This is a genomic window from Actinomadura sp. 6N118, from assembly GCF_044326415.1.
GTDB lineage: Bacteria > Actinomycetota > Actinomycetes > Streptosporangiales > Streptosporangiaceae > Spirillospora.
The window spans coordinates 218,555-232,968 of the sequence record NZ_JBIRAZ010000005.1; the positions used below are offsets into that span (position 1 = coordinate 218,555).

Sequence of the window (14,414 nt, forward strand, 5' to 3'; positions counted from 1 at the left end):
CGTGGGTGGCACGACCGCCGGACCAGTCTCCCTTGATCCCGCCAGTGGGAAAGCGCGCACCCCGATCCCGGTCTCCGGCGTCCATCAGTGGCTTACGACCCTGCTGCAGGACCTGCCCAAGCCGACCGAGTACCGGTTCACCGCGGACTATTCTCGCGCGGTCGTCGACTACTGCCTGGAGAAGTGGCTGGCCGGGAGCTCGGCCGCCGCTCCTGCCGTCGAGGAGGCCGGCGCGGAGTTCCGCGAGGCGATGACCGCCGCAAAGGATCTCTCCGAGTATCAGGTCGATCAGGTCTGCAACCGGATCTTCGGCACGGAACGCGAGCTTTCGGCCTGGCTCTGTGGCACCACCGAGCGCTACCTCAACATCATCAAGCCATGGACCCCCGTCTGGCTCAGTTTCACGAACTGGGCGCTGCGCTGGTGCCGGCAGAACTCGATCGAGACCTTGGTCTTCCTCGCCCGCGACGCGCTGCCGTTCTACGTCGCGGCCACATCCCTGGAACAGGGTCTCAATCTGCATCTGGCACACGTGTCGAGGGCCACCAGGCCGGACGCGCTAACAGCGAATTCGATTCTCCGGCAGCCATCCATCGCCCTTGTCGATTCCGGCTGCTACGGGACGTGCATCAACGAGCTGCGACAGCGGCGCAGCGCCGTTCTCGACAACTCACACGATGATGGCCTGGCCACGCTGCTCTATTACAGCCGCAATCCCCAGCTGTTCGGCTATGTCAACTACGTCATGGGCAAGGACATGCTCGCCAGTCCCGAGACAATGGACCGTGCGGCAGACTTCGTCATCTATGCAGGTGACCTGCTCGAGGCCCTGCCGAAGCCATATCGGTATCGCGAGCAGGACCTGTCCTCGGTGGAGCTGAGCGACCTCGTCAGCTTCACGATCTCTATCGCCGCGCTCAGCAGGATCAGCAGCATGGCGAAGGCGAGCACCTTCCTCGACGCGGAGAGAATGAACGACATTCACGAGCAGGTGGGGCTGCTGTTCCGGCTTTACCAGCTCGCTCAGCATCGCTGCGACCTGCGCAGCGATTTTCTCTTCGACGAGCCGACGCCCAAGAGCTTGCCGGCACCCGGCGCGCTGGCCGGCCTTGACTTCGTTGAAATCCCACCGCAGAGCTACGCGTTCGGCACCGCCAGCGGCTGACCTCCCCGCCGCTGCCTGATTCCCGTACCACTGCGACAACGTGAGGAGCAGTTTTCTGATGCCATTTCCGGCCAGTACTCCAACGCTACTTCGGGCCGGCGCGACGTTGCGCTTCCTGACTTCTCGACGGCAAGGACCGGGCGCCTACCTGGAAGCCCGCGAGGACGTGCCGACCATGGAAGCACTGAGGTGGGCGGCCGAGATCACCTCGATGCTGTCCGGTGAGCCGCTCACGCCCGCCCCTTTCATGGACGCGTGCCGCCGGGAGGGCGGCACGTTCGCGATGACGGCCACCGACCCTGGGCCGTCCCGGGCCGCAGGCTATTACGCCGTGCGCGCGCTCACGCTCTCCGGCCGGCGTGACGATGTGCCTGACGGGCTCCCCCGCTGGTTCGCCGGCGAGATGTCCGAGCCCGACCAGCCCGCCTCATCGGACATCGACGAGATGTTCTATGTCCTGCGCGCACTCGAGCAGCTCGGGGCGCTCGGCCTGCTCTCCGCCAAGGTGTCTCGCTCGCTCGTCGATTTCATCCGGGCCTGTCGGGACGGCGACGGAGGCTATGCGGGCGTGCCGGGCCAGCCGCCGGACACCGAGCACACCTACTGTGCCGTCTGCAGCTTGTCGCTCCTCCAGCAGCCTCTCGGTGCCGCCGAGAGCCGCGTCACCGCCGCATGGCTCAGGTCGCGGTTCGCCACGTCGTCCGGCCTGGCGACGCTCAACGCAGGCGATGACGCTCCTTCACTCGCCGCCACCTATTGGGGCTTCCGCGCGGGAGAGGTGCTGAACGAAACCGTCTGGACAGACCGGCTCAGGCCGGCGGTGGAAAAGCTGGGCAAGCCGGATGGCGGTTACGGGGCACAGGCGTACGCCACCTTGTGGGAGTCGTACTGCGCCCTGCGCGTCCTGTCCACGATCCCTGCTCCGAGCGGAGACGAACGATGACGCCTCCCCGTCTGTCGGACATCATCGGCGGCCGCGCGAGGCGAGGAGAGCTCGCGGTCGGGATCTATCTCGTCCCGGGCTTCCCGGACTGGAACACGAGCCTTGAGGCACTCGACCTGTGCGTCAGCCATGAGGTGGACTTCATCGAGTTCCCGGCGGTGTCGGACCCGCAATGGTCGCCCAGGACCGGTCCGATGATCGCCCGGGCGCTGCGGGATGCCGAGCCTTACTCGGAGGCTGAGGCGACCGCGTGGCTGCTGCGTGCCCCCGTGCGGGTGGCCGTCGTCTACGGGTCCGCCTGGCCGTCGCCCGCCACGTGGTCAGCGCCGCCCCCACTGCGTGCGGGAGTCTCCGGCTACCTCTTCGAGACCGACCCGCCGGATCTCGCGCCCTACGCTCTGGCCGCCGCTGAAGAGGGCGCGGTCATCATCCCCGCGGTGGACGCCACCGCTGCCGGCCTCTCCGATGGCGACCGGCATCTCATCTCCCGCGGCGGCGGGTTCGTGTACGCCTCGCTGGGTCCGGAGACAGGCACGAGGGCCGCTTCCCCCGCCGACCTTCAGCGAAAGCGGGCGGAGGTCCAGTCGTTCCGCCCGGATCTGCCGGTCTGCGCCGCCTTCGGCATCAACCGGACCGCCGATGTCGAGGAGCTGCGTGGCAGCGGCGGCTGCGACGGGATCATCATCGGCTCCGCCGCCCTGGCCAAGCTGGACGAGGGGATGCCGGCGTTCAGTGGATGGCTCAAGGAAATCGTCACCGCCTCCAGGTAGGCCCACGAGACCGGGGACAGGATGTTGAACGGCAAATCCATGCATCAACTGGACCAGAAGCTGGCGCGGCTCGTGTTCGACGAGTGCTGGCGGCAGCTCAGCCTGGACGAGGTTCCGCTGAAGACAGGCGGCGACAGGGAGCGGCTCGCTGAGCGCCTGGCCGGGCTCATCGGGCCGTCCGGCAACGATCCCGAGGCGGTCCTGTCGGTCTTCCTCCGGGACATCGCCCCGGCCATCATCGCGTGCGACACTCCTCGCTTCATGGCTTTCGTGTCGTGCGTGCCGTCGAAGACCTCGATGCTCTTCGACATGATGGTCTCCTGCTTTTCGCTGCACGGCATCTCGTGGCTCGAGGCCGCCGGGCCGGTCGCGGCCGAGAACCAGGCTCTACGGGTACTGGCCGATGCCGCCGGGCTGCCTGCCAGTGCCGGCGGTTGCTTCGTGGCGGGCGGCTCCAGCGGCAACCTGTCGGCCCTGCTCGTCGCACGCGATACCGGCCTGAGCCGTCGCGGCGTGCCGGGCATGCCGCGACGGCCCAAGGTGGCGCTCGCCGCCGAAGCCCACAGTTCGGTGAGCAAGGCCCTCCACCTCCTGGGCATGGAACCGCTCCTGGTGCCCACAGCCGGCCATCGGCTGACAGGACAGGCGCTACAAGCCGCTCTGACCCGCGAGCCGCACGCGGAGGACGTGGTGGCCGTGGTCGCGACCGCCGGTACCACGAACGGCGGCCTGGTCGATGATCTTGCTGGGGTGGCCGAGGTGGCCCGGCGGCACGGGCTGTGGTTCCACGTCGACGCGGCCTATGGCGGCGCCGGGCTGTTCGCTCCCACGGTGCGGGGGCTCTTCAACGGCATCGAGCAAGCCGACTCCGTGGTCATCGACCCGCACAAGTGGCTCTTCTCGCCGTTCGACTGCGCGGCGCTGCTCTACCGCGACCCGCCGACGGCGAACGCGGTGCACACTCAGCGGGCGTCCTATCTGGACGCCATCCACGATGACGCCAACGGCGTGTGGAACCCGAGCGACTACGCCCATCATCTGACCCGCCGAGCCCGTGGCCTGCCCTTGTGGTTCGGGCTCGCGGTCCACGGGACGGACGCCTACAGCGACAGCATCGAGAACACGCTCACCATGGCCCGCTACGCGGCCGACCGCATCGCTGAGGCCGAGGGCCTCACGCTGGTCTGTGAGCCGGAACTCTCGGTGGTGCTCTTCCAGCGGGACGGATGGGGAATGGACGACTATGAGAACTGGTCTGCCAGGCTCCTCGCAGACCAGGTCGCCTTCGTCCTCCCGACGTCCTGGGGCGGCGAACCGGTGGCCAGGCTCTGCTTCGTTCATCCCGACACCACCAAACAGCTGGTCGACGAGGTCATCTCGACGATCGCTCCGGCGCTGGACGGCGTCAGCGGTGCACACGTGCTCATCGATGACTAGGGCGCCCTCATCGATGACTAGGGCGCCGGACCGCGTTGTACGGCGGTGACCATCAGCGCCAGTCCAGCGTCCACGTGAGACCAGCGTCCACGTGCGGACAAGGGCCCGGCCGAGGGGGATCCCCCGGCCGGGCCCTTGTCTGCGCGGGTCTAGGAGCTCTCTCCCGGCGGGAGAGCGTCAACGACGTCCACCCGGTCCGGCAGCAGATCCACCGGCAGGCGAGCGGAAAGCCAGTCCGCAACGAGTTCCGGCTTGATCGCGTGCGCGGTACCGGCTGCCGCCACCACCGGCCGCGGGTCGCTTTCATAGCCCGGCCGAATGGCGTAGACCGCATAGCGGCCAGTGCCGCGAAGCATCTCCTCGACCTCCACGCTGACGCGGAAGCCTTGTTCCGCGAGCAGCTCCGTGACCTGCTTGACCCGGCCTTCGGTCGGTGAGGCGGCCTCGTCGTGGACTTCCATGCTCACCTGCTGGATCAGTGGCCAGTGGCGGGCCTCTATCCCCTGGAGCACGTCGTATTCGGCACGCTGGGCATCGATCTTGATCAGGTCGATCCGGTGAACCCCGGCCTCATCGATCACCGACGACATCGTGCGGAGCCGGCACCGGTGTTCGACGAACTCGAAGTCCTTGGCCACCAGGCTCTCGACCTCGGCAAGGTGCTCCGCACGGCCGGGCGGGCCGCTCTTGCGCTCATTCGCGACGTACCGCTTGATCAGGTCGACCTCGTTGTCCCAGTTCGTGTAGTCGTGGCGGCAGGACATGATCGAGATATTCGGATAGTAATAGAACGAGACCTCCTGGTCGCGATCGGACAGCCCGTAATTGAACGGGCGGGTGTTGAGACCGCGCTCGCAGATGTTCTGTTGAAGCTTGGCGAACACTTCAGGAATCGGCTCGAAGGCATACACTTCCGCCGACGGGCAGCGCGATCCGATGAAAAGACTGAACATTCCCACGTTCGCGCCGACATCGAACACGACGGCATTTTCACGGAGCACGATCCCGCCGCGAAGATAGACTTCATCGACGAAGATCTCGTCATGCAGGAATCGCGTCTCGGCCATGTTCATACCCGCCAGTTCGGCGAGGACCCCGGTGTCAGCGGTCACGGAAAGCGTGCCCCAGGGCAGCACCTGCGCCACCAGCCGGTCGTCGGCATCCCGGATGACACGGGCACGCGCTACGCCAGGGTAACGGCGCAGCGTCCCCTCGATTTCGGCCGCGACCTGGCGGAGCGGCAGCCCGAGAGAATTATCAGGGGTGGCCATAGACCCTCCTTGCTCTTGCGCCCCTTGACGCAGTTTGGAAGAGACCGAGCCACCTGGGAATGATTCGCCGGTAGATGAAATTCTGGATTGCGGCCCGGCTGATTGCAGCATGTCAGCCCTGCCCGACTCACCACTGACATCCCGCTGATCGATGCCGCCGCCTCGACCCGTTCACCTCACATCGCCGAAAGCCTCTGCGATCGGGATCCGTTTGCCGTCAGCGCGGCGTCAGAAGAGGCTGCAATCATATTCACGGAGATGGTGCCTGAAATAGGTCGGAGAATGATTCATGCGATCCCTTGATGAGGCGCGTAACCTGTGCGAGCGCTACCACCCGGGCATGTGTGCCGCTCTCGCGGACATCTCCCTGGCCGAACGTGAGGCACCGGACGGGCCGGTCGTCGGCATATTCCGCAAGTTCGGCGGACCCGGGCTGGTGGTGCCGGCGGAATACGGCGGCATGGGAGTGGACGCGCTCAGCGCGGCACGCATTGTGCGGGCGATGTCGTCGTATTCGCCATCGCTGGGTGCTGCCACCACGATGCACCACTACACGGTGGCGACGCTTTTCTCGCTCGCCAAAAGGGCCGGACGGCTGACCCCCGCGCAGCTGGAACTCCTGACCGAGATCGCACCGGCCGATCTCATCGTGGCCTCGGGCTGGGCCGAGGGGAAGCCGGGGGCGAACATCGTCGTCCCGGCGGCGACCGCCCGCGTCACCGACGGCGGCTACCTGGTCAACGGCGGCAAGAAGCCGTGCAGCCTCGCCCGTTCGATGGACCTGCTCACCGCCAGCGCCGCAGTGCCGATCGACGGGTCTCCCACGCTCGCCCTACTGCTCATCCCGGCCGGCTCACCGGGCATCTCCGTCCACAGGTTCTGGCTGAGCAATGTGCTGGCGGGAGCGGAGAGCCACGAGGTCAGGCTCAACGACGTGTTCGTCCCGGCCGACATGGTGATCCGTACCGAGCCGGACGACCCCGACCGGCTTGATGATCTACAGACGACCGGGTTCGCCTGGTTCGAGATGCTGGCGACCTCGGTCTATGTGGGCGCCGCGAGTGCCCTGGTGGAGCAGGCGCTGGCCAGGGGGCGGGGCAGCGTGACAGACCGTGCGCAGGCGGCGATCGAGCTGGAGTCCGCCGTCGCCCTCGTTGAGGGCGCGGCCCGGGCCATCGGCGACGGGCTCACCGGCGACGCCGCCGTTTCGGCGGTCCTGGTGGCCAGATACGCGGCTCAGCGGGCGCTCAGGACCGCTGCGGACATGGCGGCGGAACTCCTCGGCGGCATCGCGTTCATACGGTCGCCGGACATCGCCTACCTGATCGCCGCCGTCCGCCCGCTGGCCTACCACCCGCCCTCGCGCACCGCGATGGCGGAGGCGCTCGTCGACTATTTCACCGGCCAGCCGCTGCGGCTGTCCTGACCAGCCAGTGAGGATGCCATGGATGTGAAGAACCCCTTCGAGAGCCCGACGACGTTCCGGCTCCACCGGGCCGAATACGTCGTCGCCTGGCTCGCCGTCAACGTGTTCGTCGTTCTGCACTGGAGCGAGATCCGCTGGCTCCCGGCGCTCGTCCTGTTCGCCTACATCGATCTCCTCGGCTACCTGCCCGGCGCGATCGCCTTCCGGCGCAGCGCGTCCGGCCGGATCTCGAAGAACTACTACATCGCCTACAACATCATGCACAGCATGATCACGCAGGGTGCGATCATCGTGCTCTGGGGCTTCACCATCGGCTGGGAGTGGGCGCTGCTCGCGATCCCGTGGCACATCTTCGGCGACCGCGGCATCTGGGGCAATTTCCTCAAGCCGTTCAGCCTGCCCTTCGAGCCGCACGCGGCGCCGGGCTACCGCCGGCTGATGGAGGAGATCTCCACCGGGAACGGGCGGGCGGCCGACGGGCGGACTCCGGCCGCCGCCGGAGTGCACGTCAAATGACGGCATCCGATCTGGACGTGGTGCTGCGCCAGGCGGTCCGCCGCCTCGCGACCGGCGTGGCGGTGGTGACCGTCTGGCACGGCGACATCGTCCGCGGCACCACGGTCTCCTCGATCACCGCGATCTCGCGGGAGCCGCTGCTGATCGGCGTGTGCCTGCGGGAGGGGTCGGGCCTCACCGAGGTCATCGGTGAGGCCCGGCGGTTCGCGGTGAACGTGCTGTCCACGCGCCAGTCCGCGCTCGCCGGCTGGTTCGCCGATCCCGCCCGGCCGCAGGGACTGGCGCAGTTCGATCACCTCGAGTGGGAGCCCGACGCGTTCAGCGGGGCGCCGTGGATCAACGGTTCGCTGGCGTCATTCGGCTGTCATCTCACCACGTCGGTCCCGGCGGGCGATCACAACCTCCTGCTCGGCAAGGTCGTCACCGCCCGCAACGGCGAAGGCGGCCCGCTCCTGCACTTCACCGGACGGCTGCACGACGGGATGCTCCGCGTCCTGCCCCGAGAGGCCACACACCCATCCGGCCAGGTCGCCGCGCTCGGCCGGGCATAAGAACAAGGAGACGGCATGACGGTGCCCAAGGAAGCCGATTTCGACCTGGCCCCCAACCTGCTCGACGGCGCGATGGGCCTGACCATGACCACCCGCGACTGCGACCTTGCGTACTGGCTGACCGCCGTGGCGCAGGGCACCCTCAAAGGACGGGCGACCACCGGTCACGCCGCGGCCGCGGCCACACCCGAGTACATGCGCGAGCCCGGCCCGCTTCGCGAGGCGCTGATCCTGGAGCTGGGCTGGCGTTCGGTCGCCGAGGACCGAGCCGCCCGGGCGTTGTCGTACTTCGTGGCCGAGGCGCCGGGGGTCCCGGAGATGGAGTTCTTCGCGACGCAGGTGCTGGACGAAGCCAGGCACGCGATGGTCTTCCGCAACCACCTCGTCGAGCTCGGTGTGCCCGCCGACCGGCTGCACACGACCATCGCCGAACTGTCCGCGGACTACGTCGCCGAGGTGCTCGCCCCCATCGAGGAGTTCGTGGTCCGCACCGTACGCGACGAAGGCGACTTCATCGGCGCCGTCGCGGCTTTCACGATCGTGGTGGAGGGAGTTCTGGCACCCGCCGCAGAGCTGAGCGAGCGCAAATGGGACCGCCTCGACCCGGCGGCCGGCGAAATCGCCCGAGGCGCGGGGATCGACGAGATCCGGCACCTGACCGTCGGGAGTTCGATCGTGCGTGAGCACCTGATCCGCAACCCCGGCTACCGATCGCGGATCATGGAGATCGTGACCGCCGGCCGCCGGCTCTGGGACGAGGTGCCCGTCCTCAAGTACGTGCTGCGCCGCGAGAACCTCTTCCAGGAAGGCATGCAGGACCACACCGAACTGCTCGACGGCTACGAGGTGTTCCCCGGCCGCAAGCTGCTGGAGACCACCGCGACCGAACGCTACGACATCGCAGAACGATGGACCGACGAGATGGCCGAAGCCCGCCTCCACTACATGGGCCTACCAGAAGCAGCAGCGATCCTGTCACAACCCGCGAACTCAGCCTGACCCCGGGACATCCGGCGATTAGGGGTCCCTATGCCCGGATTTGAGGGCTGGCGGCCCGACCCAGGCCCCCTACGTTCAAGAATCCATCCCTTGCCGATTGAGTTGAGCTCAACTTACACTCTGACCATGGATGGTGAACGCAAGGAGCGGCGATGGTCCGCGCAGGGTGCATCGGCTCGGCAACGGATACTCGCGGCGGCCGCCGAGGAGATGGTCGAGACCGGCGATCTTGAGGTGGCCGCCGTGGCTCGGCGAGCTGGAGTGAGCGTGGGCCTGCCCTATCGCTATTTCGGCACCCGCAGTGGCCTGCTGAGCGCGGTTGTCTCCGGCTTCTACGACCGGCTGGATGAGGCTGTGGTCAACAAGGAGTTCGACGGCGACAGCTGGTACGAGCGGGAGGAGGCGCGGGTCTACGCGTGGGTGGAGCATCTGTACGACGATCCGCTGGCCCCCGTCGTACTCGGCCGCGTGGGTGGCGACGCCGAGACGGCGAGCACCGAAAGGCAGCGCCTGCACACCGCCATCGAGCTGGGTGCTCGGAACATGGCTCGTGGTCAGCGCGAAGGTGACCTTCCCTCCGACCGGGACCCCGAACTGCTCGTGGCGGCGGTTCTGGGCGGCGTTCACATGGCCGTCGTGGTGGCCCTGACCCGCACGCCTCGTCCAGACCGCACGCGGGTGGCCGCGCAACTGTGGGCCTTCGTCGCCGGAGCCGCCGGCGCCGCTCGGAGGACACCATGACCGAGCCGAGCACCAACCCCGAAGTGCGCCGGCTGGAGGATCTGGCCGGCGATCTCGCCCGCACCCACCGCGCCACCAGCGGCGACCGGGACGTCCAGGCGGCGCAGATCGAGGCCGACCTGGCGGCCCTGGAACGCGACGGCTACGTCATCTTGAAGGACCTGCTCAGTCAGAAGGAACGAGAGGACCTGCGTTCCGAGCTCGCTCCGTTGCTCGGGCCGACAGGCCGCAACAGTTTCGAAGGCCACCACACCCAGCGGATCTACAGCGTGCTCAACAAGACCCGCGCCGTGGACCGCCTGGTGGATCATCCCCGCGTGCTGGCCCTGCTCGACCGCCTCCTGCTGCCCAATTACTTGCTGTCCCAGCTTCAAATCATCAATATCCAGCCTGGTGAAGACGCCCAGTTGCTGCACCCCGACGACGGCTTCTACCCCATCCCCCGCCCCCGCGCCGCACTGTCGGTGGCGACAGTCTGGGCGATCGACGAGTTCACCGAGGAGAACGGCGCGACTGTCCTTCTTCCTGGAAGCCACCGCTGGCCAGATGGCCGAACCCCCACCGAAATGGACCCGCGCGTGACCGGTGTCATGCCCGCTGGTTCCTGCGTGTTGTTCCTCGGCACCCTCTGGCACGGCGGCGGCGCCAACCGCAGCACAACGGCGCGGCTGGCTGCCACCGCCCAGTACTGCCAGCCCTGGCTACGCACACAAGAAGCCTTCACCTTGTCGACCAGCCCCCAGGTGACCAAAGAAGTCTCCGAAGACATCCGCCGCATGCTCGGCTACAGCATCTATCCACCCTTCGTCGGGATGGTCGACGGCATGCACCCCAACCGCCTCCTGGAAATCGATTAGGTGCGCCGGGTCTTCAGGAGGCCTGGCCATGGGGATCGGCTCCGTCAGTCCAGCAGAGGTCCGCTATTCCGCGGCAGCAGCAGGCTGACCACCGCGATGGCCACGCCAAGCCCGGCCGCCAGGAGGAAAACCCGGTCGTAGCCGGCGGCGAGGGCGGCGGCCGGGGAACTCCCGCCGGCCTCCATCTGAGTTTTGGCGCTGGCGACGGTCGCGAGTACCGCCAGGCCGACCGATCCGCCCAGCTGACTGGCGGTGTTGGCCAAGCCGCCGACGATTCCCGCGTCGCCTTCGGGAGTGTCGGCGGTCGCCGCGGCCATGAGAGTGGGGAACGTCAGCCCGATGCCGACCGCGACGAGCAGCGTAGGCCCGAGCACGCCGGTGAGATAGCCGCTCTCGGCATGGGCTTGGGCGAGCCAGCTGAAACCGGTCAGGAAACAGCCGCAGCCTGCCAGCACCAGAGTGCGCACACCGGTTCGCGGCAGCAGGGCGGCGGCCCATCGCGCGATCACCATGAACATCACCGCTGCGGGTGTTTGCCCGAGCCCGGCTTGAAGCGCATCGTAGCCGAGCACGTTCTGCAGGAAGAGCGACGTGAAGTACCACATCGCGATGGCGATCCCGCCGAACAGCAGCAGCATGCCGTTGCCGACGGCAACCCCCCGGAGTCTGAACAGCCGCAGTGGCATCATCGGCTGGCTGGCGAAGCGTGCCTCCACCACGGTGAAGACGACGAGCAGAAGCACGCCCGCCCCGGCTGGCCCGATGACCAGCACGGACGTCCATCCATGATCGGCGCTTTGCATGACCCCGTAGATCAGCGCGGCCAGTCCCGCCGTCCCCGTGAGCGCGCCAGTGAGGTCGAGCGGCTCCCGGTGGCCGGTGTGCGTGCCGGCCAGCGACATCATGGCCACCACGATCAGCACCACGCCGATCGGCACGTTGATCAGGAAGACCCACCGCCATGACAGGCCGGTGGTGAGGGCACCGCCCGCGACCGCGCCGGCCATCCCGCCCACGCCGCCCGCGGCAGACCATGCGCCGAACGCCCGGGCACGCGCGTTCGGCTCGGTGAAGCCGGAGTTGATCACGGCCAGCGTCGCCGGGGCCATCATGGCGGCTCCCATGCCCTGAGCGACGCGGGCCGCCACCAGGACCTCCGGGGCGGTCGCCAGGCCACCGGCCAGACTTGAAGCGGAGAACAACAACAGCCCGGCGACCAGCAGCCGGCGATGGCCGAACAGGTCAGCGGCACGGCCACCCAACAACATGAAACCGGCGAAGGTGAGCAGGTAGCCGTTCACCACCCAGGCCAGGCCGGCGGCTGCAAAGCCGAGGTCCCGGTCGATCGAGGGCAGGGCGACGTTAACAATGGATGCGTCCAGGATCACCATGAACTGGCAGGCACACACCAACGCCAGGACCATCCAGGCGTGGCCGGTCCCGCCTTCCGCGTGGCTGCGGGTCAAGGTATTCGTGGACGGTTCGGACGTCACAAGCGCCTCCTCAATGCTGAATGCGAATCTGCGGCAAATGTTCAGTGAGCTGGCCCGCCGGTGGTGCTCATGGGATGAGCTCTCTGTGCCGCCCCTGGCCGGGAGCGGGTCGGGTGGGATCGCCGCTCACGCGGTCTGGCGGGCTCTTCCGTCGGCGGTTGTGCGGGCGTTCCCGTCGGAATCGGGAACGCGGCTGCCCACCAGCAGCCGGATCGCGGTCTGGGCCAGCCGCCGTCCCTGGTACCGGGCCGCATCTAGCGCCGCGGCGTCTGGGCCGTCTCCGTTCGGGCCGGTCACTGACGACGTGCCGTAGGGATTTCCGCCGGCGGCGTACACGGCCGGATCGGTGAATCCGGGCGGGACGATCAGTGCCCCCCAGTGGTAGAACACGTTGGCCAGCGACAGGATCGTGGCCTCGCTGCCGCCGTGCAGGTTGAACGCCGAGGTGAACGCCGTCACCGGCTTGTCGGCCAGGCGGCCTTCCCGCCACAGCCCGCCGGTCTGGTCGATGAACTGCTTGAGCTGCGCCGCCGGCGCGCCGAACCGTGTCGGCGTCCCGAACGCGAATGCGTCCGCCCACGCCAGGTCCTCAACCGAAGCCTGGGCGATCGACGTCGCGGCGTCGGCGTGCTCACGCCACTGCGGGTTCTCGTCGATCGCGCTGTCGGGCGCCAGTTCAGCGACCCGCCGCAGCCTCACCTCGGCTCCGGTCGAGGCGGCGCCCTCGGCGACGGCCTGCGCGAGTGCGTGCACGGCGCCCGTCGCGCTGTAGTAGATGACTGCGACCTTCACGGTCATGTCGGCTCCCTCGACCCCTGAATTAGTTATGCGCATAATGTTATCCGCATAACTAACCTGTCAAGGGGAGCCGGAGATCGACCGGCTGTCGATCAGCAGGCGGTAGCGGCTGACAGTGAGTCGCTCTCGGGGGAGAGGTTGTTGTTGAGGTCGAAGGCTTGGACGGTGAAGGTGTACGTCTTGCCGCAGCTGAGTCCGCCAACGTACGGGTCGGTGAGCCGAGTCCATGGGGCTGGCGCACCACCGCGTGTGATGAGCCGACCGTCCGCGTAGATGTTATATGTGCTGCTCACGCCCCAGTTGTCGCTGGAGGCATTCCACGTTATCCCCAGCGACTTTCCGCTCGCGTCGAGGTGTTCGCGAAGACCGGTTGGTGCAGTGGGCGGCTCGTCGTCCGCAAGGGTCGTGGCTGACAATCTCGCGCCAGGGCCGAACTCGCCGGAAGACCTGCCCGCCTGGACCTCGAACTCGTACGTAGTGCCTGGGCGGAGTTGAGTAACCGTAAGAGTGCTCTCGGGGTCGTAGGCGGCACCACGCTGAACGCCGTTGACGAGGACGCGGTATAGCTCAGCGTTCGATACGCGTGACCACGCGACCTCTAGCCTGTCGAAGCCGGTCTGGGTGACGCGGAAGTCTGTTGGTGCCGGGAGCGTGGAGGCGTTTGCACTGGTCGAGGGTATGACCGTGGCTGCCAGCACTATCAGTGAGCACACTATCGTGGGGAGCGCATGTAGCTTGGGGAGCACAAGCTTTCCTTTCGCCTGGGGTGCTGGTATTCATTACCAGCCGCGCCTAAAAGGGGCACGAATTCGCCAGGCATCTGGTTCATCCCAGTAATCTGATGACCTCAAGTGGACGCAGGTGTCGCCCGCCGTTGTGGGGTGTCAGCCTCGCGGGCCCAGGATCGCCAGTGTGCAGTCGATCGCGGCGTCGGTGATGCCGCGGATGTCGCCGCCGTCCTCGAGGGTGACGGCGACGAGTTCGTTGAGGCCGCCCAGCAACATGATCGCTGTGTGCCGCGACGCCGGCTTGACGCCCGCCGCGCGGAGATCGGCCGTGTCGGTCAGTGCCCGGATCAACGCGACGAACCGCTCAAGCAACTCGCGCTGCACCCGAACCCCGTCGGTCCCCAACCTCGGTACCGCGCGTATCCAGCTCAATTCGATCGCAGGATCGGCCTCGATCCTCGTCAGCCAGGTCGCCATCGCCTGCCGTATCTGGACGGACAGGTCCGCATGGGGATCGACGGCTGCAGCGATCGCTAGCGCCAGCTCGGCGTTCAACTCGGAGTGCAGCGCGAGGAAGCACGCCTCTTTGTTGGGGAAGTACTCGTAAAAGGTGCGCCGCGACGTGCGCGCGTGGCGCACCACGTCAGCGATCTTCGTATCGAAGTATCCGCGTTCACGGACCGCGGCGGCCATACCGTTCAGCAGGCGCTGCCGGAACG

At 67.5% G+C, this 14,414-nt stretch carries 15 protein-coding genes; 10 read left to right on the top strand and 5 right to left on the bottom strand.

Features of this window, described 5'->3' with window-relative positions; genetic code table 11:
* Position 1 precedes the first annotated feature (1 nt).
* From ACH34W_RS14590 to ACH34W_RS14605, 4 genes are all read left to right on the top strand, one after another.
* The gene (locus tag ACH34W_RS14590; protein WP_395961385.1) at positions 2–1,165 is read left to right on the top strand and encodes a hypothetical protein; all 1,164 of its coding nucleotides are present in this window, start codon (positions 2–4) and stop codon (positions 1,163–1,165) included.
* 175 nt (positions 1,166–1,340) lie between these two features.
* Positions 1,341–2,108: a prenyltransferase/squalene oxidase repeat-containing protein gene (locus ACH34W_RS14595; RefSeq protein WP_395961386.1), complete on the top strand. Its 768-nt coding sequence runs from the start codon at positions 1,341–1,343 to the stop codon at positions 2,106–2,108.
* Positions 2,105–2,878 (top strand): tryptophan synthase subunit alpha, encoded by a 774-nt coding sequence (locus ACH34W_RS14600; RefSeq protein ID WP_395961387.1) that lies wholly within the window; start codon positions 2,105–2,107, stop codon positions 2,876–2,878. The genes ACH34W_RS14595 and ACH34W_RS14600 overlap by 4 nt, the downstream gene beginning before the upstream one ends.
* Positions 2,879–2,917: 39 nt before the next feature.
* Positions 2,918–4,315 carry a pyridoxal phosphate-dependent decarboxylase family protein gene (locus tag ACH34W_RS14605; protein ID WP_395961388.1) on the top strand — a complete coding sequence of 466 codons (1,398 nt, stop codon included), beginning with the start codon at positions 2,918–2,920 and terminating at the stop codon, positions 4,313–4,315.
* 149 nt (positions 4,316–4,464) lie between these two features.
* Here the strand turns inward: ACH34W_RS14605 and ACH34W_RS14610 are convergent, their stop codons facing one another.
* A complete protein-coding gene (locus ACH34W_RS14610; protein WP_395961389.1) occupies positions 4,465–5,586 on the bottom strand; it encodes an FkbM family methyltransferase in 1,122 nt (373 codons plus the stop codon).
* A gap of 289 nt (positions 5,587–5,875) precedes the next feature.
* On the opposite strand from ACH34W_RS14610, the gene ACH34W_RS14615 reads away from it, so the two are divergent.
* The 6 genes from ACH34W_RS14615 (at position 5,876) to ACH34W_RS14640 (ending at position 10,676) form a co-directional block, all read left to right on the top strand.
* Complete coding sequence (locus tag ACH34W_RS14615; protein ID WP_395961390.1) at positions 5,876–7,012, top strand: acyl-CoA dehydrogenase family protein; 1,137 nt, start codon at positions 5,876–5,878, stop codon at positions 7,010–7,012.
* An 18-nt stretch (positions 7,013–7,030) separates the two neighbouring features.
* Positions 7,031–7,528 (top strand): hypothetical protein, encoded by a 498-nt coding sequence (locus ACH34W_RS14620; RefSeq protein WP_395961391.1) that lies wholly within the window; start codon positions 7,031–7,033, stop codon positions 7,526–7,528.
* The gene (locus tag ACH34W_RS14625; RefSeq protein WP_395961392.1) at positions 7,525–8,079 is read left to right on the top strand and encodes a flavin reductase family protein; all 555 of its coding nucleotides are present in this window, start codon (positions 7,525–7,527) and stop codon (positions 8,077–8,079) included. The genes ACH34W_RS14620 and ACH34W_RS14625 overlap by 4 nt, the downstream gene beginning before the upstream one ends.
* A 15-nt stretch (positions 8,080–8,094) precedes the next feature.
* On the top strand, positions 8,095–9,078 hold the full coding sequence (locus ACH34W_RS14630; protein ID WP_395961393.1) for a hypothetical protein: 984 nt from the start codon (positions 8,095–8,097) through the stop codon (positions 9,076–9,078).
* Between the two features lie 126 nt (positions 9,079–9,204).
* On the top strand, positions 9,205–9,819 hold the full coding sequence (locus ACH34W_RS14635) for a TetR/AcrR family transcriptional regulator (protein ID WP_395961394.1): 615 nt from the start codon (positions 9,205–9,207) through the stop codon (positions 9,817–9,819).
* Positions 9,816–10,676 carry a phytanoyl-CoA dioxygenase family protein gene (locus ACH34W_RS14640; RefSeq protein WP_395961395.1) on the top strand — a complete coding sequence of 287 codons (861 nt, stop codon included), beginning with the start codon at positions 9,816–9,818 and terminating at the stop codon, positions 10,674–10,676. Before ACH34W_RS14635 ends, ACH34W_RS14640 begins: the two co-directional genes overlap by 4 nt.
* Before the next feature lie 44 nt (positions 10,677–10,720).
* Here ACH34W_RS14640 and ACH34W_RS14645 read toward each other — a convergent pair whose 3' ends face one another.
* The 4 genes from ACH34W_RS14645 to ACH34W_RS14660 form a co-directional block, all read right to left on the bottom strand.
* Positions 10,721–12,169, bottom strand: a complete 1,449-nt coding sequence (locus tag ACH34W_RS14645) for an MFS transporter (RefSeq protein WP_395961396.1) — start codon at positions 12,167–12,169, stop codon at positions 10,721–10,723.
* A gap of 126 nt (positions 12,170–12,295) precedes the next feature.
* The gene (wrbA, locus tag ACH34W_RS14650; RefSeq protein WP_395961397.1) at positions 12,296–12,967 is read right to left on the bottom strand and encodes an NAD(P)H:quinone oxidoreductase; all 672 of its coding nucleotides are present in this window, start codon (positions 12,965–12,967) and stop codon (positions 12,296–12,298) included.
* A gap of 92 nt (positions 12,968–13,059) precedes the next feature.
* Positions 13,060–13,713 carry a fibronectin type III domain-containing protein gene (locus ACH34W_RS14655; protein ID WP_395961398.1) on the bottom strand — a complete coding sequence of 218 codons (654 nt, stop codon included), beginning with the start codon at positions 13,711–13,713 and terminating at the stop codon, positions 13,060–13,062.
* Positions 13,714–13,851: 138 nt separating this feature from the next.
* Positions 13,852–14,388, bottom strand: a complete 537-nt coding sequence (locus ACH34W_RS14660; RefSeq protein ID WP_395961399.1) for a TetR/AcrR family transcriptional regulator — start codon at positions 14,386–14,388, stop codon at positions 13,852–13,854.
* Between the last annotated feature and the right edge of the window lie 26 nt (positions 14,389–14,414).